We start from the raw sequence: 21,086 nt of genomic DNA, 5'->3' as shown, positions 1-21,086 counted from the left end.
GAAGTAATCACGAGATCAACAGCATCAGCCTTGAACTCATCAGAAAACGTGGGACGGGAAGACATGGGAACAATCCTTTCAAAGACTGTCTCACATCAGTAGTACACCTCAGTAGGTCATGGGTCAGCCCTTAGCTTGAACGTTTTCCTCGTTGAACAGGACGAGGTGTTGTCCTTCTCGATGCACTGGACTGGCGTACTTGATGCCCACGCCGCCAAATGCTCGTTTCAGGTCGTGTACGAGGTCCGGCAACCAAAGGGCTCTTCGGGAGCGCCGGCAGCACACCGGATGCCCCTGTTCTCGTTACTTGTGAATCACTCCACACCCCGACCTGGTCCGGCACTCGACGGAAAGTCGGACGACTGGTGGTGACCGCACAGACCGTGTTCCTGTTTCGGCGCGAGAAGGACCTAGAAAGCTACCTGGAGAGACATCTATTTCTTCCCGGGCAGGGCCTGTTGGTCATCGGAAGACAGGTAAAGAGGGGACGACAGGTTAGGAGGGGAAAACAGGTAAGGACGGTCGGAGCGCAAATCGATCTGCTCGCGATCGACTCGACTGGTGTCATCTACATCATCGAACTGAAATTGGGCAAAGCCGGCCCATCCATCATCGCCCAGATTCTCCGCTATCGCCGCGCGATCAAGCAGCTGAACAGGCAGAAGATCATTCGTGCCGTGGCTGACGGTGCTCTTAGGATGGACTTGGTGAAGGCCTTCCAGCGGCGTTTCGGGCATCCGCTGCCAGAGAAAGTGAACGAATCTCAGGTGCTCGTCATCATTGCAGCGTCTATCCACCAGGAAACCGCCGACTCCATCCTGGAGCTGCTGGATACGGTTTGTTCGATCGCAACATTCCGTTACGTCGTCCAGCCAGGCGCGGTCAGCCTCATCCCGTGCTGTCGTAATGATCACGACGTGGCGGAAGGCTCGCATTTGGCGACGAGGCCGTCGATGCCTCCCAATCACAGCCTAGCGACGCGGGGTCAGTCAACCATTCGGGTGCCCGTTGACGGAAACACCCGACGGTTCTGGTTGAGCCACGCTCAGGACTTCACGCCCGTCGTGACCTTCAGATTCATCTACCGGCGCTACGAGGACTGGGTCCACGCGCAAACGGACGAAGGCGTTCGCCGCCGTCAGGAAGGACTATTTGGCCGGGATCTGTCTGCGATCGTCGCCGAGTCCAATGAGTGGACCCGCGTCTTCGTCGCTCCTTGTAGAGACATGGCTGTCGACGACACGGTCATGGCGCCACCGTCTGTCCGGACGTACCGCGCCCAAGGATACTCTCGAAGGGCATACCAGCGGAACCCATCGACCGGGCATCGGAACTAACGACGGTCACGCCATCGCTCCCTCTTGCCTCGTTGGTCCTTATCGAGCTGTTTTTGCGTCGAGGTCAAGGTCGGGGAGGCCATAGCCCGTTTGGCTGACCCGGGGCGCGGCGAGTTGAACGTGGGCATCATGGCCCACGCGGGCTAACGGCGATTAGCAGGAGCAAAAAACCAAGCCCTTAGAGCGAAACGGGGCTGAGCCCTCCAGCAATCGGTGATGACCTCTTTCACGAACTCGTGCTCCCAGTCCGTAGGCCGGTGGATCTGTCGCCGAAAGGATCCGCACCTTGCAGGTGATTCCGATGGGCACAACGCTCGTGACATCCTCACTGGCGGTATCAGGGGCCCTTGAGGGTTTGATTGACACTTTGTCAACTAAACCTTCAGCAGTCCCGTCCAGCTACGTGTGGCTGGTCACCGCTCCGAAAGTTTGTGCTCGTAAGTTTCGACCTTGCGGGCGGAGTCCATAGCGGCCATGAGTCGGCGCGCGTTCGGTGGTGAACTGAGCAGGTAGCTTGTTTCCACCAAAGCGTCGTACTCCGCTTTCGACATCAGGACCGCGGACCCATGCTTTGAAGTAATCTCCACCGCGGTACGGTCAAGGTTGACCTGCTCGATGAGGCGGGCAATACTGCGTCGGGCGTCGATTGCGGTGATGGCCATCCCTGCCTCCTTGGTTGTACGAGCCATGCTAGTACCGGGCCGTTAGTGCCAAGGTCCTCCCGAACAAGATGCCCCTGGTTGGCCACAAGCAGGCCCTGCTTTGCAAGGGGTCTCCTCCTATTCGGCGTCCAGAATCGACGTTCGGCCGAATCTCATCCCTCAAGCCTAGAGGTCCAACATCATTTGACCAGCGGGGGATTCAAGTCCGAGCCCTGACGGTATAGCCAGGCCAAGGGTATTGGAAATGTTTGTGTAAAGGTCGACCTCGGCGCCAAGGGTCCGAAGTGTGATCATGAGACTATAGGGCACCTCCAACGCGCATCGGTCTGTTCGACGGTGCAACTTCCACCATCCCGTCAAGGGGACGACGGCAATCTCGTCTACATCGAGAAGTTTGTATGCGGCCCCGCGCCACATATCACTGCGAAGCGAGCCGCGGTCGCGATTGTTGGCACCGGCGACCCAGCCCGACCCCGCGGAAAACATTTGGGCTCCAGATTTGTCGTCGTCATCGTCCGACTCGGCAATGTCTCTGTGGAACTCGTCACTGCTTTGCGTACCGGACTTGATGAGGAATTGCAGACCGTGAGACGGATACGTCGAATGGTGGTTTGCCCCCCGCTTGCCAGGATTGGGTTCAACGAAGTAGGAAAGCGTCACTCGAAGTTCGACAGGGCTGCTTCCCAGTTGCTCGATGATCTCCTTGGACCAGGGGAGTTTGTAGAACTTCACGTCGCCCAGTTTTGGGTCGCGCTGGCCGTCGAAGGGCTTCAATTGGTCCTGAACGACCATCGTGACGTCCGATGCCTCGCTGTTAAGGAGATGCCCTTCATGCGGAACGCCCCAGCCGTAGGTGCGCAGGATCGTCCTGTCGAACACTCCCTTACTCAGTGCGGTTCCATTCCTGGGGCCATGAATGCCGGCTGCCATGTGATCGGTCCACTCGGCCCGATGGACCATCAAACCCCGGACAGTTTCAGGGCGGTAGTCGGGGTACCGAGCATGGATCATGGCAGCGAGTCGCGCCGCCTGCGCAGTGCCCGCACTGGTGGCATAGGTAGAAGTCAGTGGGGCAGCGCTGTCGGTGGAAGTCGTTATCACGGAAACGGCCGAGGGATGGTCGAGATCACCGCTGGGTGAGCGAAGCAGATTTCCACCCTCGAGAACGATATCCGGAACGGCACCGTGATTCTTATTCGCCGCCACGCCTGTGCGCGAATATGGAGATAGACCACCCTTGGCTGAAAGGGGCTGCCACCCCTCGTAGTGCCCGGTTCCCGGTATCTCGTCGAGGTCGGTATAGGCGCCAACCCGCAATACATTCCACGCCTGAGACGGGTCCTCTGCCACCTTGGTCAGGTTCGTTGAGGGGAAGCCTGAAGGTAGTCTCAGAGCCTCGAAATCCTCACCACGAACATTTCCGATGGACACACAGAAAAGCCGTTGAGCGCCTGGTTCCGGTCGGCCGACTTTGACCTTTTCCGAGCCAATCTCTACCAAGCAGCCCATGGCGAGTGCATCCAGAGCTGTAGACCAAGTAGTGGGCAGGGCCAAGCCGTGTTCCCTGTCACTACGGTTTGTCATTGTCTGGGCGATTAAGAACACGCGCGTATTCCGGGGTCGCCTTATTTCGGCTTCAGCGACGGCGTTAACCATCAGGAGGCCCGGCGTGCGATGGCTCTCGTGGACGTCGCTTTTTCCACGAAGGACCCGGACGGCTTCTATACCGTGTGTTAGTTCCAGACGTTGTCCGGCGCCTCTGTCGAGATGGTTCCTGAGGTCACCAAACAGGGCCACTCCCGCCATTTGAGTTCCGTGGCGACTGAACATGTCGTCCCCAGGGTTACCGTCAAGGACGCTCCATGCTCTGCCTCGCAGAGAAGCTGAAAGAAGTGGGTGACTAGCTTTCAGCCCGTTGTCCAGGATAGTGACCACAGGGGAATCACCGGGAGCAGCATCCACGAGACTGACGAAATCCTGGACCCACTCCTCGACAAAGTCCTGGCCCAACATTTCGAGTTCTTCCATGAAGCTGGGCTTACGAATCTCGACCGGCATCGCGCGCGTGTTGAGGAGCATTTCCACGCTTTGTTTGGTTCCGGTGACAACGCACGATATGTAGTCACCGACCTGCAGGACCGGATGCTCGACTGTCAGGTTGAGCTGCTCGCTGTATTGATCCAAGAGCGGGAACGACGATGTCTCCGACTCATCGTCGTCGTGGTACCAAAGTTCCCAAAGAGTTTCCTGATCCTCGGACGGAAGATCTGAATCATCGCGCCAGAGATCCGTCAGGGTGACTGGTTCAAATGCCCCAACGTTTGCTACGAGGGCCTGATAACGAGGGTTTCCTCCCGGAGTGTTTTCGACGAATGACGCGATATCGGAACTAAGCTTTGTCAACTGTTCGTTTGTCACCCACAGAACGGCCCGCTCTGTAGTAGCCGGACGCTCGGCGCCGTCCGGTTCTAGGCCACCGCTGCGCTCGGACGCGGAGTGAAACTGCAGGAGTTCCGTTCTCTCCTGCAGCGCCGCCAGTTGAAGGTGGTGTACGTCATCAAACGAGACAGCCACAGCTGAGAAGCCGTCCGCGCGAAGTTCGACTGGCACCTTTGAGCGCGCATGAATGGCTGCGTTTTGGGCGCTGGCCAAAGATTGGTTCAGTTGCTTAGCGTGAGCGAGGCGACCTATCCCGTGGTCAAAGTACTCGGGACTGAAGCTCGGGGGCTTGGGAGGGCGCTTCCTGTCCGTAGCCTTTTGCGAGGGTATGGAGATGTGATCTAGCGGAAGGTGCGGGAAATGGTCAGTCAATGCCTGGCTTTCTTCTCGCAACCAAAGAACTGAGTAGAAGTGAAGTCTCGATGTTTGAACTGCCGCTCAAAATAGCGTCCTTGGCCGCACGTTCGGCGGCTTTGACCAGATCCGAGTGGGATAGGTCGTGTGCTTCCCCCGATACCCGGTCCCAGTTGACCCGCGTGGAATCCATCGACGCAAGACGACGTTGGATCACAGAGACTGACTCTTCTCTTCCTGGAAGCGCGTAGCTGACTACAGCGTCGAAGCGGCGAAATAGAGCGGGATCCAACAGACTCATATGGTTGGTAGCCGCGATTAGTACGCTCTCGGACGGGGCTTCATCCAGGAACAGGAGGAATGAATTTAGTATTCGTCTAGTTTCACCGATGTCGTTCGTCGCTCCGCGATCACTGCCGAGAGCATCGAATTCGTCAAAGAGATATACGGCACGACGTCGAGCGACCTCGTCGAATATAAGTCGGAGCTTAGACGCGCTTTCGCCTAAGAATCTACTCATGACCCCGTCGAGCCTGATAGTCATGAGGGGCAGTGAAAGTTCGTTTGCCAGGGCTGCAGCCGTCATGCTCTTGCCGGTGCCGGGCAATCCTGTCAACAGCAGACGATGGGCCGGCACGAAGCCGTGGCGGAGCAGTTGATCGCGTTGGCGTTGTTCGTGGATGACTCGGTTTAGCGTGGCCGAGATTTCGTCACTGAGCACCATCTTTGAAAGACCGGAGTCTGGGTAAGATATGGCCAGAAGCTCGCTAAGCTCGCCGCGAGGGCTGCCAATCGGTGTTGGCTGTCCGCGGTGAACCTGCTCCGATCTGGATTTGTCGATCAGTTCTCTTAGTTCTAACGCAACTTTTGAATGCCCTCGCCGTGCAGACTGGGCGGCAAGTTGAAGTGCGACGCTGTAGAACAAATCCTCGTCTCCGGAGGCATGTGCGCGGAGGAGCGCCTTTACTTGATCGCTTGGCCCTGACATCTTGCCTCCTTCCACTCGAAGTTCGATTCCCGATGGGACAGCTAAACGTTTCTACTCTTAATCTCGCTATCTTCTCATGTCCGGCGTTGACACTGGCTCAGGCGTGCCCCGCGCTCGAGGGAATTTGGGAAGGGTGAAAGTGTCCTCAGCTATGTCCTGGGGGCCGTTGGATGATGCCGTACACCCTGCTCCGGGCGATCCTGGATTTCCCTCCGGGGGCTCAAGTCCCCTCCGCGCTCAGTCCCGCCTAAAGATGAGCTGTTCGACCTGCTCGGGTTCAACGCCGAGTTCGACTGCCCATTCCGCCACACATTCGGTGTATCGGCGGTAGCTACTGGTGCTGTGCCAGGTAAGCCAGATGGGGCCTATCTCTTGGCAGTGGTTCTTGAACCATGCAGCGACGATGCTGTCCATGATCGGAGTCGTGGCCACCCGGTCTGAAGCCTTAGTAGCGAAGCTGATGAACTTAGTCGCGAAGGCCGGTCCCCACTGAGCGAAGAACTTCCTTTCGGCTCGTCGTTTGTCTACAACGTGCTCAAACGCAGCAGTCCCGCCATCGGCCATCGCGATCTGAGAGAGGGTGTGCAGTTCGACCGCGAAGTTCTTTCCCTTTTCAGGGTCCGTGTTCAGACGGATCACCCGCTCAGCCCGGTACGGGCCGAAGCCGGCCCTAGCGTACCCCCAGAGGTAGCTGGCAATGTATGCGTCGAGCGCTGTATCCCGGTCATGGACGAGCTTGAACGTCTCCAGGACGCCAGCGCGGTCAATGGGATTCGGAAGAGCTTCCAAAATGCTGCTGTTGCCGAGGTACCTTTGCCAGTTCTTCTTCTCCCACTCAAAGGCCTCCTGCGGCGGACGGCTCTTGGCGTCCCACTTCTGGAATCTTCTTCGCAGGTCATCGGGTACAGCTGGCATGATGTATCTCCCCCAGGTAGATGGTCCACTTACCTTCGCATATGCCACCCGGGTTTCCGGTTAGTGGATATGAGGGGTGCAGACATAGGCGCCGGCACTGTGCCACGGACGTAGCTGAAAGACCGCGATTGACCGGTGCCCTACTCATTTGCTGATAGACATGAGGCTGGGTGTCCGTGCGCGCGGCGATTTTCAAGGAGTTTTCATGTCCAAAAGCATGTTCGAGGTCTACTTGAACGAGGTGACCGACGAAGCTCTGAGGGCGAAGTTGAAGGCCGAATACGAGCGCACCACGAAGAAGTTCGGGCTCGTCTTTGAAAGGCACTCTCCCGAAGGCATTCGGATGCCCCAGGCCCAGGTGCGTCGCGGTCGCACCGTCATCCGCGAAGCCGACGGCACATTCCACAAAGTCCGTGCCATCAGCGGCGACGCAGTGACTCTTTTAGACGAGCACGGGAACGTGACCGAAGAAAAGCACGCGAACGTGACTCCCGCCAGGCAATTCGGCGAAGTGGTATTTCCCGGCCTGGAGACAGTGGGTTCCATACGCACCGGCAACCCTGAGGATCCTGCCCATGTGGTGATCAACGGAGAGAACTTCCATGCCCTCGAAATGCTTGGATACACCCACCCTGAATCGGTGGATCTGATCTATATCGACCCCCCGTACAACACAGGCAACAAGACGTGGCAGTACAACGACCACTATGTCGCCGAGCAGGACACCTTCCGACACTCGAAGTGGCTGAGCTTCATGGAACGCCGGCTGACGCTGGCCAAGAAGCTCCTTAAGCCCGCTGGCGTCGTCATCGTGGCCATCGGCGACGATGAGCACCACCGGTTGCGGATGCTTATGGACGAGATCTTCGGTGAGAAGAACTTCATCATGAACGTCGCGTGGCAAGGCGGTGTCTCTGCACTTGCCAAACACCATGGCGGCGGTTTGGACTACATGCTTGTTTATGGACTAAATGCTGAGCTGATTCCCCAGTTCCGTGACCCCAAGCCCTTTGCTCCCGAGATGCTTGCAGTAGTGCGCGACGCACTATCCACTGAGGACACGGTTGATGAAGCACAGGTAAAGCTGAAGAAATTCATCAAATCAAAAGCTAAAGAAATCGCTCCCGGATTGGCTATTTTCAGCAAGGTAGATGGCAACGGGGACATCTACCTTGAAGGAGACTTGGCCAACTCTCTTCCAAGACCAAACCTCCGATACCCGATCACCAACCCAGAAACTGGCCGTACATACGAGCCACCGAAAAACGGATGGGAAATCGGTCCAGAACGAATGGCCGATCTAATCGCGCGCAAGAGGATCATCTTCGGGACCCGCAACGTTCCAGCTCGTAAGAAACTACTCGTTGAACACATGGATGCACTACCCGCTCCGTCATTTTACAAAGACCGTCGTTCGGCTTCCCAACGACTACGACGGATTTTAGGGTCGGACAGATTTCCGAATTCCAAGGACCCAGACGTTCTGATCCGTTGGATTCGGCTCGCGGCCCCCAGAGATGCTGTGATCCTGGACTTCTTCGGAGGCTCAGGCACCACAGCTGAGGCCGTCATCCGGCTCAACGCCGAGGATCAAGGCACGCGGCAGTGCATCCTGGTCACCAACAACGAACTGTCAGCCAAAGACGACGCTGCGCTGCGCAAGGCTGGACATCAGCCAGGTTCCGCCGAGTACGAGGCCCAGGGCGTGTTCCATAACGTCACCAAGCCGCGCATCGAGACAGTCGTGACAGGCGTACGCCAGGACGGCTCTGCCTACTCCGATGGTCTGCCAGCCAACGTGGAGTTCCTTGAGCTCGCCTACCTTGAGGAGAGCCGAGTTCACGCGGCTCTGGAGTACGAACGCCTCGCACCGTTGTTCTGGCTGAAGTCCGGCAATGTGGGCACCGTGGTGCATAGCACCGAGGATTCAGCCTATGAATGGAACGAAGAGTCCTCGATGGCCGTGCTGTTCAACGCCGGGAAAGCAGCCGAACTCGCTGAGGTCCTGGCCACCAAACCAAATCAGGTCAAGCACGTTTTCATCATCACGGACTCTCCCGAACAGGGCGATCTCGCCGGGGAAGCGTTCAGCGACGAGATCACCGTCGAGCCCATCTACGGCTCCTACCTAAATGCCTTCCAGATCAATCGGAGCGATTCGTGAAATTCACGCTAGCCGACTACCAGACCGACGTTGTCGAGGAAACTCTCAACGAAATCAGCATTGCCACCCAACGGCTCCGCTCCAACAGTGAGCGCAAGACTGCGATCGGCATCAGCGCGCCGACCGGTGCGGGTAAGACTGTGATTGCCTCGGCTGTTCTGGAGGGTTTGTTCTTCGGAACGGAGGGCTCCGATCCGTGTCCGGAAACCACCGTCCTGTGGCTGACCGACGACGCGGAACTCAATGAGCAGTCCCGCAAGAAGATCCGGGCGTCTTCAGACCGGATCAACATGAACATGCTCCGGACCGTCGAGGCTGACTTCGACCAGGCTGAGTTCGATCCCGGACTCGTCTATTTCCTGAACGTCCAAAAGCTTGGAACCGGCGCTACGCGCCATATCCAGACCGGTGATGGACGCAGGTATTCATTGTGGGAAACCATCGGCAACACCATCAAGCAGCGCGGCAGCGGCTTCATCGTCTTGGTCGATGAGGCGCACCGGGGAGCAACAGACCGGAGCCGGCCGACGATCCTGCGTCGAATCCTCGACGGAGCCACCATCGAGGTGCCAGGTGGGAACGACACTTTCCGCACGATCGTGAACCCGCCGGCGCCCATCGTGATCGGCCTGTCGGCAACGCCGAAGAAATTCGAGGAGGCCATGCGCGGTGCATCTGGCCGCTCCCTGGTGCAAGTAGTGGCCGATGTACAAAAGGTGCGCGCCTCCGGGCTCATCAAGGAGCGCATCAACGTCAGCTACGCGGTGGACGACCAGCCCAGCGATGACACCCTGATTCGTCAGGCCGTAGCTGACTTGGACCGTTCCGACCGGCAATGGCAGGAGTGGGCCCGCGCCACCGGCGCTTTGTCCTATCCGGTGCCGCTTCTGGCGATCCAGGTTCCTGATCTGACGTCACCGGCGAAGATCGGCGAGATCGTCCAGACACTCACCGACGCCTCCGATGCTTTTGACGATGCAGACTCGGTGGCCCATGCGTTCGGCGAGCACGCACCCATCACGACCACCACCTGGTTGAGCGGTGTAGAGATGCCGCGTGTGGTCCAGTACATTGCTCCGACCTCGATTTCGCAGTCAGGGAACCTGCGTGCAGTGATCTTCAAGCAGGCCCTGACCACCGGCTGGGACTGTCCCCGGGCCGAGGTGATGGTGTCTTTGCGCAACGCGCAGGAACACACTCAGATTGCCCAGCTCATCGGCCGGATGGTGCGAAACCCCTTGGCTAAGAAGATTGAAGAGCCGGAATTCGACGATTTGAATGCAGTGGACCTGTACCTGCCTCACTTCAACAAGGTTGAAGTGGCGATGGTCGTGAAATCCTTCATGGATTCGGCGGACATCGAGGTTCCGGTGCAGTTGAATCCTAAGCGGATGACGCGGAACCCGGAGGTTCCAGCAGCCGTCTGGGATGCCATCGGTGGGCTGACTCGGGAGCAGAAGCCGGTACGCCGGTTCAGCTCGAACGTGAATCGCCTGGTGCGGCTCGGAACCCTGCTGGACAACTCCGACTTCGAGCATCCCGGAGGGTCTTCCTACACCCAGGAATCACGCAACGTCGTCGTGGAAACTCTTGGCTCTGTCTACACCCAGAACAGGGTGGCCATCGACAAGGTTGCTGAGTCACTGCTCGAAGTGAGCTTTGAAATGGCCACCTTCGACCAATACAGCGGTGCCAACACAGGGACCCTTGCCCGCACTGCGGCTACGAGCCAGAAGAACCTGCGTCAGCTTCTCGAAGAAGCCAAGCGCCGGCTGCCCGACGCAGCCGCAGCCTGGTACAGCACGTCTCTCGTCATTGCAGGCGCACTGGCGTGGGATGAAGTGATCGTCCGGACTGTGGCCCTGGCACGGTCCGCCGAGGCCAGGGAAGCACTGGAGGCCCAGTGCGGCGCGCGTGTGGAATCCTGGCGACGTAACACAGCCGGCTCGGTGGCGCGCCTGAAGCCGACGCTACGCGATGAATTTGAAACTATCTTCGCCCGCATCGGTTCGGCACTTATCAGCAACCTCGGTATGCCCGAGACGATTTCGCAAAAGACAGAGATCCTGAACAAGGACACCGGCCTGGTCGAGGAGCTTCCGTTGTATGCGGGCCACCTCTATGCGTTGCCCGAAACCAAGCTGTTCCCCGACACCTTCACCGGATGGGAGGAGAGTGTCCTTGAAGCCGAGCAATCCTCTGGCACGCTGTTGGGCTGGTACCGGAACCCTGTGGGCGGCAGCCACGCCCTGTCTGTGCACTATCTGGATTCAGAGGTGTCCAAGAACCTCTACCCGGACTTCCTGTTCTTTCACGCTGACGGTGAGGGCGGGGTAGCCATCGACCTGGTGGACCCGCACAATCACTCGTTGGCGGACACTGCACCAAAGTGGGCTGCCTTGGCGCGGTACGTCCGAGAGCACGATGGGGATTTCCGCCGAGCTGCGATTGTCATCAAGGACTCTGCGGGAATGCTGGTAGCTATCCAGCTATCCGGCCATACCGATGAAATCCTAGAGAAAAAGTTGGCCGAGGCAACATCCAAGGAAGCCGTCGAACAGCTATTCCGTGAACTTGGCGGAGCATACTAAACAATTGGAAATGATCACTGGAGATGCCCGGCTAGACGTCTTGTCCAGTCGGGCTGTCACCTCCTCCCTTTGACTGGCTGCCACGCGCTGGCCACCGGCAACGCCCGGATCCTCACCCGTCAACGCACCGCCACCCAGCTCGTCGGTCCGCCCCTCGGAAGAATCCTCTTCACCGCTGGGACGATCATTCCGCTGGCACGGGACGGGCTGATTTTCGCGGTCAGCGCCGCACTTGTGGCGGCCCTGAGATGCACTCCGCCATCAGCGACCCGGCCAGCCGGGCGGACACCAGCCCTGCGCGCCGAGATTGCCCACGGCGTAGCCTGGCTCTGGAAAGACCAGCCCCTGCGCACCATGGCGTTCATGACGACAGCGCTCGGCACATTTAGCGGCGCCCTCCTGACGCTGCTCGTCGTCTACGCGGACCGCCAACTGCACACCACAGGTGCCGATATGGCCTCCTCCTGTCCACCTTCGCCGTCGATAGCATCGCCGGAGCACTTTTAGCGCCACGAATAGGGGGTACTATCGGCTTGAACTTAGTCAGAGGAGAGATCCGTGCCCCACTTCTCAGCCCGCCCGGGTGCTACTGTGCAATTCACCGGCCCGAAGAGCGTTGGCGCCGTTGCCGAACTGGTGAGCAGGTATCGACCTCAGGTCAGCCACGTGAGCGCGTCTGCCCTTGGAACATTGAGGTTCTACGACAGCGGTCCCGAACTGCACCTCAAGTTGCAGGATTGGGTAGCTGTCATCGGAGGCGATGTTGCGGTCATACCGCCGTCCATGTTCGAGGAGTCAACAGTGCCGGGGTCAGAGTAACCAGGCACGCTGCCCTAAAAACCGGCAGCGAAGGGTGGGCCCAGAAATGCAGAGGCTGCTTGTAACCTCCCGGGGTGGACGCTCTTGAGCAGCCGCAAAGGGATCGGCCGGCCCAGCGTGGTTGATCCAGCGAAGCTCGTCCACGCTGCATACCTTCGCGACGAGGAGGAGGAGGCCATCTCAGAGATCGTGAAAGCCACGGGTTTCACCCGTTCGCGGCTCTATCGGCACCTGTCGCTCCGACCCCCCGAGACGCTGACCGCCGGATAGCGAAGTAGACTTCCTGCATTATCCAAAGGCGTGCGGTATTTCGTCTTCACATCGGGGGAGTTACATGGCACAGAGAAATGCCGAGCTGTTCGCAGTGACCGTTTACATGTTGGATGGACGCCTAAACGTCAATCGACAGATTCGCGAGTCTTATCGGACCAGGGAAGACTTTGAAATCAGTGAAGTTTCTGTTGCTGGGCGAGAAGGCGTGCTACTCAAGGGCAGTATTCCCAAGGAGCGCACCAACTGGTCGGCGCCCTTAGGCGAGTGGATCGACGACCCCGAGCTGGCGGCCATCGGACAGTCTACTGCTGCTGCCCTACTCCTACTTCCGACAAAGGAAGCATCCAAGAAAACTTGGGCACTTTCTTTTGGTATGGGACTGCACGCACTGGAACAGTCTCGGATCATTAGCGGGCTGGGCCGGAAAATTGCTGTTCGGCAGGCAGATCCTGATCACCTTAAGTCGGTTACCCATTCGCGCTTGGATCAGCGCGCATTAGTCGCCCGCACATCGATTCCTGGAGGCGATGATCTCGCCGCGTATGGGGTCGGAGGAATCGCGGATTTGATTTCGAGAGTAGTTGCATCTGCTGATCTGGATGGAATGCATGCTCGCAGTGTCCGAGGAGATAAGGCCATTGAAATCAGGGGCGCTGACGCCATCAAGCTCCCCCTTGCTCGGGATCCGAAGCTGCTGCTAAAGGACCTGGATGCCATGGAGTCCCTGTTGCTGCTGGACCCGCACACGCGTCTTAGCGAAATCGAACAACTCCAAGCTGTGAAGAAGGCTGATACACGCTGGAACCTCCTCCAGCAAAGCTTGGATTCAGCTCTCGGCACTTCCGGACAAGACGATCTTGGTCTAGCGTGGCCGACCGAAACCGCTGATGCTGCGGTACCGATCAGCCACTTCCGCATCACGGGTGCCCCTCGGGGATTCAACAATGATGATGACCGCGAACCCAGTCTGCAGACTCTTCTCGAGCCACTCGTCGAGCTTCCATCTGGACGTCGTGTCGAGCGCCTCGATTCTATGAAAGTGCAAGCTTTTTCCGACGACGACGATGCCGCGAGCCCCTTGCTTCCGGCAAAACGCTGGATTGTCTTCGAGACATCCCTACCCGGCGATGGCGGGCGATACTGCCTTCACGATGGTCGCTGGTACGAACTCGACCGTCAGTTGAACGACCGACTGACCGATAGAACCCGTTCGATCTTCGAACGGGATTCCCCCTTGCGGTCCCTGCCGACGTGGGCGGAAGGTCATGAGGCCGACTACAACGACGAGATAGCTAAGGCATTGGGGGGAGTCAACCTCGACGCCAAGTTGATTAAGTGCGAATCAAACCGAGACGGCTTTGAAGCCTGCGACGTCCTGACTAGTGAGCAAGTTTTTATTCATGTCAAGAAGGTGGACAGAAGCTCGCCGTTGAGTCATCTCCTCGCGCAGGCGGCGGTGTCAACTCAGACCCTTCTACAAGATGCATCTGCCAGGGAAGCGCTGCGGACACGCGTTGAACAAGCCGGCGGCGACCCCTCATGGGTCCCTGATCGGCCGCGGAAGGTGGTGTTGGTCATGTGTAGAGACCGGGAGATCAACGCAGAAACACTATATGCATTCAGCCGGATGCGGTTAGTGAATCTGGCAGAGGAGTTCCAACTCTGGAACGTGGATCTATCTGTGCAGTGGGTGGCACGAACTGGCTAAGGTCGCAAGATGTCCCTGCCGAACCGATTGCGCGCTCATCAGGGAAATGCGTCACTTCACGTAGCGGGACACAGCGGAGCGGTCTTCACGTCGTGTCCGGACGCGCGGTCTTTATCGAGGGCATGAGGAAGCCTCCGCGCGAATCAAGGACTCAAACGTGGAGGCTCCCGGCTCTCCAAGCTGGGGGAACTGGAGAGCCATAGCTATTCTAATGGCCGGCCCGACGACTTCGGCTGCAGGGAACCGAACGCGCCCGTTTAGCGCCGGGGCGGGCGACCGCGGGTCCTTCCTAATTGCCAGCCAGGAAGGGTGCCATCGAGGAGCTTGATCTTGGTGGGGTCGAGTTCGCCGCGGCGGCGCTTTTGCCGCTGGGTGTGGATCCACACCCCAAGGGTGTGTTCCAGCTCTGAGGCGTAGTTTCGGTGGCGTGGCCAGTCGTTGCCTCCGGCGCGGGAGTCCGCGAGCTGGGCGAGGCGGTCATGCCATCGGACCTCCTCAACGGCCGCCCTGGCGTTCCTGGCTCAGCCCGGAAGTCGTGCGAGGTCGACACAATAAGCTGGCTGCAGGGTGCGGTCGGCTGATTCCCGCCGGCGGTCCGAGAGGCACCCGGCCCATCGAGCGTTCCCGACGGTCCTCTGCGCGGTCATAGGGAGCCTTGCGGGCGCTCTCGCGGATTCGGTTCCGGGATCTAAGGGCGTGAACTCCAGTAGTAGTAGTAGTAGTAGTAGCATTACTACTACTACTACCACTTCGAAGGGCTGCCACCGTGACATTGAGTGCGAAAGACCGTGTGTACGCTGCCGCGGACCAGATCAGTGCCGAGCGCCGGCCGACCGTCTCGACAGTGCGGGCCGCAGCGGGGGCGAGCAATGCCGATGCGACCCGGTATCTGAGGGAGTGGTCCCAGGAGAAGGACGCCGCAGGCGGACAGGTCGCCGCAGCGCCGCCGGCGCTGCGGGAACAGGCCGCCCGACTGGCCGGGGCCTGCTGGGCCGAGGCCTCGGGGCTGGCCGATGCACGCCATGCCGGACTCGAGGCGGCCTGGGTGCAGGAGAAGAAGGACTTGAACTTGGAGATCGCCGAACTCGCGACCGACCTGGACAGAGTGACCGCCGAGAAGGACGCCGCCGCCACGGAGCTCGTCGCCCGGGTCGCGGCCCTGGAAGCCGAGGTTGCTGCGGCGGGGGAGCAGCTGGCCCAGGCGCAGGCAGCGGAGAAGGAAGCTCACCGGGAAGCGTCGGCGGCCGCGGCCCGGCTGGCCGCGGCCGAGGCGCGGGCGGGCACCCTGCAGCAGGCTCACGACGCACTGCTGGAGCGCATCACCCCTGCAGTCGCCGGAGGCTGACTGGGGACGACGACGGGCCGCGTGGCAGGACTGGTCGGTTGGGTGAGGTGATGGCGGCCAGCGTGGTCAGGGCAACGTGATTGTTGGATTGGCTCGTTTGGGAATCTGTTGGACAACGGTCAGGTAGGCGGACCGGGTTCTTGCTGTCTTTCTTCCGTTCCCGGATCGTGTTATAGCCGAGGTGGGCGGCCCCGGGTCCTGCCGGTTTGCCAGCCGGGAAGCGCCTCATCCAGGAGTTTGATCCTCTCCGGGTCCAGATCGCCGCGACGGTGCTTTTGCCGCTGGGCATGCACCCACACCCCGAGGGTATGTTCCCGGCCTGAAGCATAGTCGTGGTGGCGGGGCCAGTCGTTGCCTTCGGCCCTGAAGGTCACAAGCTGGGCCAGCCGGTCACGCCAGCGGGCGTCGTCCTCTGCTGCCCGGGGACCTCCCGCCCACTCGGGAATCTTGGCGAGGCCGCTGCGGTAGACCCGGTGGAGGGTGCCTTCGGCTGCTTCGCGCCGGCGGTCAGAGAGCCACCGGGCCATCGACCGTTCGTCCTTGTCTGCGGAGCGATCACGGGGGAACCGGCCTTCGGCCATAATCCAGGAGACTATCTCTTCCATGCAGCGAAGGCCCGCGGAGGATGGGCCGGCTTTGGTGCCGGCGGCCGCCTGGTGGACGGATTCCAGTTCTGGGTCCTGGCGGCGTGCGATGACCAGGTGGTAACCGACGCTGGCCGGTTCGGCGCGCACCAGCTCAGCGATGCGTTTCCGGCTCAGCCCGAGCCGGTACATCAACACCCATTCCGCGTCGGGAGCGCGCCGCAACTGCCTGTCCATGATGGGTGTCATCCTGTCACGATGCCGGCCCGGAACGGTCCGCCATTGCGGCAATGTCCCGATGCCGACGGGTCGTGACCCTGACACTGACCATGCGGCGCAGCATCCACCCCGTCCGACGGGGCCATCCAAACCCGTCATCGTCAGCCAATCCAGCACCTCGCTGAGACACTCCCTGTCCAACTATTGCCAGTTATTGGAAGTTCTAGGAAGTTCTAGGAAAAATGCAAGAACCTCCTAGAACTCGGTATAACCGAAGCGTTTAATTCGCGAAACCCCTTTGGCCTGGCTCTGGCGTGCCGCCGTGGTTCAGAGCGGGTCGCGAATCTGAGGCGAATGGCTTCGACGTCGTCGTTGCTCCGGTTGAGCTGTCCGTGGCGACAGCCGTGGCTCTGGGAACCGGCACCACGAGCGCAGGCGACATATCAATGGTGGCCGGCACCGCGGGCGCTGACATGGTGGGGGTCGTCTACAAGAGCAGTACCCACCAGGACGTGACAGCAACCGTGTCCCATGGGCAATTCGCATTATGGCTGCCGGGAGATGAACTTCGGAATGCGTCGAGCGACGGCGTCGAGGTCGAAGTGACCTACCAAGACGGAACCAGCGGCACGAGTCGCCGTTGGATGGGGCGGCGACTACGCCACAAAAGTTGAGGGGCACCGCCAGGATTTGATCGCGAAAGTGAGACTTTCCGGCAACAAGCCGGATCTTGAGGTTACTGACCAGAGAGACGAGGACAGGGGCCCGAACACTTGGTTTGCTCGAGAACGGGTGCTTCGCGGCGCTCGACGGCAATCACGGATGGCCGTCATCCGCAGAGGGCGCGGATCGACGGCTATTTTAGGGCCGTGACAGTCAGTCCAACTAGGGACATGATCCCCATGACCATATACATGAAACCCATGAATTTGATCGTCGGAACGTCGGTGAAGGTGAAGCCTTCCGGGGGTATCCCTTTGCTCTCTTTGTACATGCGAGACCACGCACTTGCCGCGCTGTTGATATCCCTGAAGATGCAAAAGCCGAAGGAGAAGATGGAGATTTCAGCGAGTGCCAGAACCACCAGTACCAACCACCCCGGGCCCCTCAGCGCGGCAACGAGGAAGGCGAGAAGAAAAAAGAAAAGGAAGAGCCGCACGAAGGCCTTCGCCGGCTGAGGCATCTCGACGAACAAGCGCTTGATCAGACGGATCGTTCTGATAGCTGCTCCTTTAGCCGAGGATCTAGGATCAGTGCCTTCGGCGCTGTCACTCATGGCAACACCATATGGCAGTCACCGCGCAAGCACTCACCAGGATTGAGCTTTTCACTGAGGGGAGGTCTGCAAGTCGTCACGAATAGCCCTGGCGCGCCGACCACCTCCGCATCGAAGTACCGAGAGTTTGCTGTGGGCACTCAGACCCGCGTCTGGGGATGGAAGACAGCAATCCGCAAGGCGATAGTCGAGGCAGAGGCGATCTGATCGAATGTCCCGGTGAAGGATCTCCCACCGACCACCTCAGCGAACGGCGAGAATTACTCCGTGAGGTCGCTGCCCGGCGGTTGTTCTTGCGTGTGTCTCGACCACATCAAAGCCCGCAGCTACCAGCTCGTCGCAGACATCACTTACCGGCCACTGGTATGCCGGGACGACCGCATGATCGAACTTCTCGAGGACGTGACCGTCGAAGAAGCCGATCATCAGGCCGCCACCAGGGTTGAGTACTCGACTGAACTCCAGGAGAGGAGTGCGTATCGTGGCAGGCTCATGGTGGATCAGTGAGTACCACGCGAGCACTCCACCAATTGCCCCGGTGCTGACATCGAGGGCGTCGAGGCTGCCTGTCCGGAACGGAATGCCGGGGTAGGCAACGCGGGCGTGTTCGATGAATTCGGGAACCAGATCCACTCCGAGTACAGGAATCCAAGCTTCATTGAGAAAATTCGTCCATTGGCCCAGACCGCAGCCGGCGTCGAGTACCGCACCCTCGACGCCATCCGCCCAAGTCGCCACCAGCTGCCGATCTGAAGGGTGCACCTCACCCATCGAAGCAAAGCGTTCGACGTATTCCGCCGCCCTGCTCGAGTAAGCATCGCAAACAACGTTGACCATGCGCTCGAGTCTAGGCAAGGTACGTTGTCTTTGTCGCCGCAGTTGACTACCGTCGTCAGGGCAGACGCCCGGGTTCTCCACCCGATCGAACCTAGAACGTCCCAGGCTCGTTCTCATAGCCCCTTCTCAAATATGATGGAAAGACGAGGCGGAAGGAGCCGGCTATGCCTCCGGTTCCGCGCCGTTGCTCTTCTGCTTGCCGAGCCACTCCTCGCGGTACGCGTCGATTTCCTTCTTTTGCTTCTGGCCCCGCTCTGCTGCCCAGCCGCCAACGAAGTAGATCAGAACCATCGCTGGAGCTAACTGCCAACTGACGAGCACTCCCGTCATGAGGCCGAACAGGACACCGACAGCGACTATAACCAGCCATCGGGAAACCGTTCGTGGTCGGCCGCTGTTGAACATGGCTCACGGTAACACCGACAGGGGCGGCGGCGGGGCCGACAGGGGCCCCTCCCCTTGTGGGGGCAGGAGAAGGCGGCGGCAACCGGACGGAATGCCAGGTGAATGACCCGGCGACTGGATCCCCGCCCAGTAGGGTCGGGGGCGAGGGGCACCTAGCGGCGGATTGTGGAGGCAAGGCAATGGTGGAAGGCATCGTGTTCATGCTGGTGGCGTTGGCGTGGTTCGTCTTCCGTAGGCGTATAGCCGCATATCAGGTGTACTTGATCACGGAAAAGTTCAAAGTCCTTCCCGTCGGGGACAAGGCTGAGCAAGCCCAGGGCATGGAAGGCATAGGCATCCTGTTCTGCTCGCTACTTTTCGGTGCCGGCGCCCTCATAGTGGTGCTCCACATTTTGTTCGACTAGCGGCTCTCTCATAAACGATGGGAAAAGGCATTTCAACCTGTACGCAACGGGAGGCGCTATCACCACCGGGGACAGCGGTGGTGGCCGTTGGGGTCCCTCCCCCTGCCCTTTGCGGAGGGGGTAGAGGGCCGTGTGGTTCGCCTGGTCATCCTCGTTGCCGCCCCGGGGCAGGCTGGAGACTTTGCCCTGCTAAGGCAGGAGCAGAACCGGGCGATTTGGTGACGGCGCCGTTAGGCTCAGCGCATGACAAAGAAGAAGCTCAGCGTTCTTCTCTTTGGTTTGGTCCTGATTGCTGGACTAGCAGTTGGAGGATACTTTCAGCCAAGCTTCATTCCCGTCATGGTGTGGTTGATGTTTGGTGTGGCTGCAGTGGTCCTAGTACTTTTCACGAGAATAGATCGTCGTCGAAAAATGCCTGGTGAGTGACAACACCGTCCGGTTGTCGCTAGGGGGTTCCCTACGTCGTTCTCAACAACGATGGGAAAGCTTTCAACCTTTACGCATCCGGGGGCGCTATCACCACTGGGAGCGGCGGCGGGGCCGTCACGGGCCCTCCCCCTCCCTCCAGGTGGAGGCCGGATCATGCGTCCTTGCCGCCGTCCCGCTTGCGGAACAGCAGTACGAGCACCACGAGCCAGATGATCTGGGAGGTGGTGAGTTCAGGCAGGGCCGCGAGGGTGGCAAGGGCTGTCAGTGTCTCGGTTATCTCTTTGCTCATGGCTTTATCAAGCTCAGCTTTCAGGTGGGGCCGGTGGGACCCGGCCCATGTTGGGCCGTTACCCCTCCTGTGTGCGGCTGGCTCAGATAGTGAGCATTCTTGAAAACGATGGTCAGATGCCAGGGTCAGAAATCTCCGGATCAACTTGGCCGTTCATCCGTTCATCCGTTCATCCGTTCGCGTTCGCGCTTCGCAGCAAAGCCCAAGGGGATCCCAACGGCGAGCATGATGACCGCCGTCAGGGCGGCGCTGGACCAGAATTCCAGCTTCGCGGCACCGGCAACAAGCCCGGCGATCACTCCGGCACCGAAGACCCAGAGGAGCTCGCGTATTATCCGCTTTCTCTGAGCCGCTACGTTGCGGCTGTCATGGTTGGTCATGGCTCAGGGTAAGCCGGAACAATCTGAAGGCAATGGACTACTGGCCGTTCTCAGAAACGGACGGGAGGCGAGGAACACGATTGCCGTCGTTGCGGCGGGCTGTTCAGGGCCTGTCGATTCTTAAAAACGATGGGAAGGCGGGAGACAGCCTTTGCCTGAAACGCGGTCGATGCGCGCTGACGGAACTCTTCCGGCCGCACAAGCCTCAGCGTTACAGGGAAGTTGACCAGAAGATCAGCAGTATTGAGACTGCGGCAAGTGCGAGCACGAGGGTCAGCCCCTTCCCCGAAGGTGAGTATCCGGGATCACGCGCCCACTGCCCCGTGCCCTGGTAGAGGACCACGAAGACGCCTGCCATGCAGGCAATGGCGGCGGTGATTGCCGCCAGCGCAGCCGGACTGAAGCGGCTCGCGACGACCATGGCGAGGACTCCAGTCGCCATGATTATCCAACCCACGACGATACCCGCTTTCATGACCTTTGCGACGGGCTGGCGGGCGGGGATTGCGGGACTGGCTTTGGACTCCATCTGGTCACCCTACACATTCGCATTCTTAAAAACGATCGTTTGCTGAGTGGCAGCATGACGCCCAGCCGCGGCGCGGCTGAACCCCGGAAATTAAGGAAACTTGTATTATCAATTCTCTTCTCATAAACTAATTATCATA

20 protein-coding genes and 1 pseudogene are annotated in these 21,086 nt (G+C 59.5%); 10 read left to right on the top strand and 11 right to left on the bottom strand.

Translation table 11 applies throughout. From position 1 onward, the window contains the following. Nucleotides 1–368: 368 nt before the first annotated feature. Nucleotides 369–1,337, top strand: coding sequence for a PDDEXK family nuclease (locus ACZY0Y_RS08595; RefSeq protein WP_463957454.1), 969 nt, complete (start codon nucleotides 369–371; stop codon nucleotides 1,335–1,337). 413 nt (nucleotides 1,338–1,750) lie between these two features. Here ACZY0Y_RS08595 and ACZY0Y_RS08590 read toward each other — a convergent pair whose 3' ends face one another. From ACZY0Y_RS08590 to ACZY0Y_RS08575, 4 genes are all read right to left on the bottom strand, one after another. Further along, a complete protein-coding gene (locus tag ACZY0Y_RS08590) occupies nucleotides 1,751–1,999 on the bottom strand; it encodes a type II toxin-antitoxin system Phd/YefM family antitoxin (protein ID WP_463957452.1) in 249 nt (82 codons plus the stop codon). Between the two features lie 165 nt (nucleotides 2,000–2,164). Beyond that, entirely contained in the window at nucleotides 2,165–4,651 is a 2,487-nt protein-coding gene (locus ACZY0Y_RS08585; protein WP_463957450.1) for a S8 family peptidase, read from the bottom strand. Nucleotides 4,652–4,802: 151 nt separating this feature from the next. Further along, entirely contained in the window at nucleotides 4,803–5,780 is a 978-nt protein-coding gene (locus ACZY0Y_RS08580; RefSeq protein WP_463957448.1) for an AAA family ATPase, read from the bottom strand. Nucleotides 5,781–6,017: 237 nt separating this feature from the next. Next, the gene (locus tag ACZY0Y_RS08575) at nucleotides 6,018–6,695 is read right to left on the bottom strand and encodes an 8-oxoguanine DNA glycosylase OGG fold protein (RefSeq protein ID WP_463957446.1); all 678 of its coding nucleotides are present in this window, start codon (nucleotides 6,693–6,695) and stop codon (nucleotides 6,018–6,020) included. Between the two features lie 205 nt (nucleotides 6,696–6,900). Between ACZY0Y_RS08575 and ACZY0Y_RS08570 the strand changes: the two genes are divergently transcribed. The 5 genes from ACZY0Y_RS08570 (at nucleotide 6,901) to ACZY0Y_RS08550 (ending at nucleotide 14,250) form a co-directional block, all read left to right on the top strand. Continuing rightward, nucleotides 6,901–8,859 carry a site-specific DNA-methyltransferase gene (locus tag ACZY0Y_RS08570; protein WP_463957444.1) on the top strand — a complete coding sequence of 653 codons (1,959 nt, stop codon included), beginning with the start codon at nucleotides 6,901–6,903 and terminating at the stop codon, nucleotides 8,857–8,859. Next, nucleotides 8,856–11,450, top strand: a complete 2,595-nt coding sequence (locus ACZY0Y_RS08565; RefSeq protein ID WP_463957442.1) for a DEAD/DEAH box helicase — start codon at nucleotides 8,856–8,858, stop codon at nucleotides 11,448–11,450. The genes ACZY0Y_RS08570 and ACZY0Y_RS08565 overlap by 4 nt, the downstream gene beginning before the upstream one ends. Before the next feature lie 69 nt (nucleotides 11,451–11,519). Further along, complete coding sequence (locus tag ACZY0Y_RS08560; protein ID WP_463957440.1) at nucleotides 11,520–11,957, top strand: MFS transporter; 438 nt, start codon at nucleotides 11,520–11,522, stop codon at nucleotides 11,955–11,957. A gap of 396 nt (nucleotides 11,958–12,353) precedes the next feature. Next, complete coding sequence (locus ACZY0Y_RS08555) at nucleotides 12,354–12,539, top strand: hypothetical protein (RefSeq protein WP_463957438.1); 186 nt, start codon at nucleotides 12,354–12,356, stop codon at nucleotides 12,537–12,539. Nucleotides 12,540–12,603: 64 nt separating this feature from the next. Continuing rightward, nucleotides 12,604–14,250, top strand: a complete 1,647-nt coding sequence (locus ACZY0Y_RS08550) for a DUF6119 family protein (RefSeq protein ID WP_463957436.1) — start codon at nucleotides 12,604–12,606, stop codon at nucleotides 14,248–14,250. Nucleotides 14,251–14,507: 257 nt separating this feature from the next. On the opposite strand, the pseudogene ACZY0Y_RS08545 reads toward ACZY0Y_RS08550, so the two are convergent. Then, a pseudogene (locus ACZY0Y_RS08545) lies at nucleotides 14,508–14,681 on the bottom strand (helicase associated domain-containing protein); the annotation flags it as partial. A gap of 335 nt (nucleotides 14,682–15,016) precedes the next feature. Between ACZY0Y_RS08545 and ACZY0Y_RS08540 the strand changes: the two are divergent. Next, the gene (locus ACZY0Y_RS08540; protein ID WP_463957435.1) at nucleotides 15,017–15,595 is read left to right on the top strand and encodes a DNA-binding protein; all 579 of its coding nucleotides are present in this window, start codon (nucleotides 15,017–15,019) and stop codon (nucleotides 15,593–15,595) included. 170 nt (nucleotides 15,596–15,765) lie between these two features. Here ACZY0Y_RS08540 and ACZY0Y_RS08535 read toward each other — a convergent pair whose 3' ends face one another. The 4 genes from ACZY0Y_RS08535 to ACZY0Y_RS08520 form a co-directional block, all read right to left on the bottom strand. Then, nucleotides 15,766–16,416 (bottom strand): helicase associated domain-containing protein, encoded by a 651-nt coding sequence (locus tag ACZY0Y_RS08535; RefSeq protein ID WP_463957433.1) that lies wholly within the window; start codon nucleotides 16,414–16,416, stop codon nucleotides 15,766–15,768. 838 nt (nucleotides 16,417–17,254) lie between these two features. Further along, a complete protein-coding gene (locus tag ACZY0Y_RS08530) occupies nucleotides 17,255–17,674 on the bottom strand; it encodes a hypothetical protein (RefSeq protein WP_463957431.1) in 420 nt (139 codons plus the stop codon). A gap of 243 nt (nucleotides 17,675–17,917) precedes the next feature. Beyond that, nucleotides 17,918–18,511: a class I SAM-dependent methyltransferase gene (locus tag ACZY0Y_RS08525; protein WP_463957429.1), complete on the bottom strand. Its 594-nt coding sequence runs from the start codon at nucleotides 18,509–18,511 to the stop codon at nucleotides 17,918–17,920. Between the two features lie 162 nt (nucleotides 18,512–18,673). Next, nucleotides 18,674–18,802, bottom strand: a complete 129-nt coding sequence (locus tag ACZY0Y_RS08520; RefSeq protein WP_463957427.1) for a hypothetical protein — start codon at nucleotides 18,800–18,802, stop codon at nucleotides 18,674–18,676. A gap of 293 nt (nucleotides 18,803–19,095) precedes the next feature. Between ACZY0Y_RS08520 and ACZY0Y_RS08515 the strand changes: the two genes are divergently transcribed. Next, nucleotides 19,096–19,320, top strand: a complete 225-nt coding sequence (locus ACZY0Y_RS08515) for a hypothetical protein (RefSeq protein ID WP_463957425.1) — start codon at nucleotides 19,096–19,098, stop codon at nucleotides 19,318–19,320. Between the two features lie 243 nt (nucleotides 19,321–19,563). Beyond that, nucleotides 19,564–19,746: a hypothetical protein gene (locus ACZY0Y_RS08510; protein WP_463957423.1), complete on the top strand. Its 183-nt coding sequence runs from the start codon at nucleotides 19,564–19,566 to the stop codon at nucleotides 19,744–19,746. A gap of 154 nt (nucleotides 19,747–19,900) precedes the next feature. Here ACZY0Y_RS08510 and ACZY0Y_RS08505 read toward each other — a convergent pair whose 3' ends face one another. Beyond that, a complete protein-coding gene (locus ACZY0Y_RS08505; protein WP_463957421.1) occupies nucleotides 19,901–20,038 on the bottom strand; it encodes a hypothetical protein in 138 nt (45 codons plus the stop codon). Nucleotides 20,039–20,127: 89 nt separating this feature from the next. On the opposite strand from ACZY0Y_RS08505, the gene ACZY0Y_RS08500 reads away from it, so the two are divergent. After that, entirely contained in the window at nucleotides 20,128–20,430 is a 303-nt protein-coding gene (locus ACZY0Y_RS08500) for a hypothetical protein (protein ID WP_463957419.1), read from the top strand. 199 nt (nucleotides 20,431–20,629) lie between these two features. Here the strand turns inward: ACZY0Y_RS08500 and ACZY0Y_RS08495 are convergent, their stop codons facing one another. Further along, the gene (locus ACZY0Y_RS08495; RefSeq protein ID WP_463957418.1) at nucleotides 20,630–20,860 is read right to left on the bottom strand and encodes a hypothetical protein; all 231 of its coding nucleotides are present in this window, start codon (nucleotides 20,858–20,860) and stop codon (nucleotides 20,630–20,632) included. Nucleotides 20,861–21,086: the final 226 nt, after the last annotated feature.

The organism is Pseudarthrobacter kochi (genome assembly GCF_055412805.1).
This window is presented reverse-complemented; position numbering and strand designations above follow the sequence as displayed.

What these genes read in the sequence shown, in the direction of transcription:
- ACZY0Y_RS08570 (WP_463957444.1), top strand. Translation starts at nt 6,901, where the DNA reads ATGTCCAAAAGCATGTTCGAGGTCTACTTGAACGAGGTGACCGACGAA.
- ACZY0Y_RS08520 (WP_463957427.1), bottom strand. Translation starts at nt 18,802, where the DNA reads ATGGTTCTGATCTACTTCGTTGGCGGCTGGGCAGCAGAGCGGGGCCAG.
- ACZY0Y_RS08550 (WP_463957436.1), top strand. Translation starts at nt 12,604, where the DNA reads ATGGCACAGAGAAATGCCGAGCTGTTCGCAGTGACCGTTTACATGTTG.
- ACZY0Y_RS08525 (WP_463957429.1), bottom strand. Translation starts at nt 18,511, where the DNA reads ATGGTCAACGTTGTTTGCGATGCTTACTCGAGCAGGGCGGCGGAATAC.
- ACZY0Y_RS08590 (WP_463957452.1), bottom strand. Translation starts at nt 1,999, where the DNA reads ATGGCCATCACCGCAATCGACGCCCGACGCAGTATTGCCCGCCTCATC.
- ACZY0Y_RS08530 (WP_463957431.1), bottom strand. Translation starts at nt 17,674, where the DNA reads ATGAGTGACAGCGCCGAAGGCACTGATCCTAGATCCTCGGCTAAAGGA.
- ACZY0Y_RS08505 (WP_463957421.1), bottom strand. Translation starts at nt 20,038, where the DNA reads ATGAGCAAAGAGATAACCGAGACACTGACAGCCCTTGCCACCCTCGCG.
- ACZY0Y_RS08510 (WP_463957423.1), top strand. Translation starts at nt 19,564, where the DNA reads ATGACAAAGAAGAAGCTCAGCGTTCTTCTCTTTGGTTTGGTCCTGATT.
- ACZY0Y_RS08580 (WP_463957448.1), bottom strand. Translation starts at nt 5,780, where the DNA reads ATGTCAGGGCCAAGCGATCAAGTAAAGGCGCTCCTCCGCGCACATGCC.
- ACZY0Y_RS08515 (WP_463957425.1), top strand. Translation starts at nt 19,096, where the DNA reads ATGGTGGAAGGCATCGTGTTCATGCTGGTGGCGTTGGCGTGGTTCGTC.
- ACZY0Y_RS08535 (WP_463957433.1), bottom strand. Translation starts at nt 16,416, where the DNA reads ATGGACAGGCAGTTGCGGCGCGCTCCCGACGCGGAATGGGTGTTGATG.
- ACZY0Y_RS08575 (WP_463957446.1), bottom strand. Translation starts at nt 6,695, where the DNA reads ATGCCAGCTGTACCCGATGACCTGCGAAGAAGATTCCAGAAGTGGGAC.
- ACZY0Y_RS08495 (WP_463957418.1), bottom strand. Translation starts at nt 20,860, where the DNA reads ATGGCGACTGGAGTCCTCGCCATGGTCGTCGCGAGCCGCTTCAGTCCG.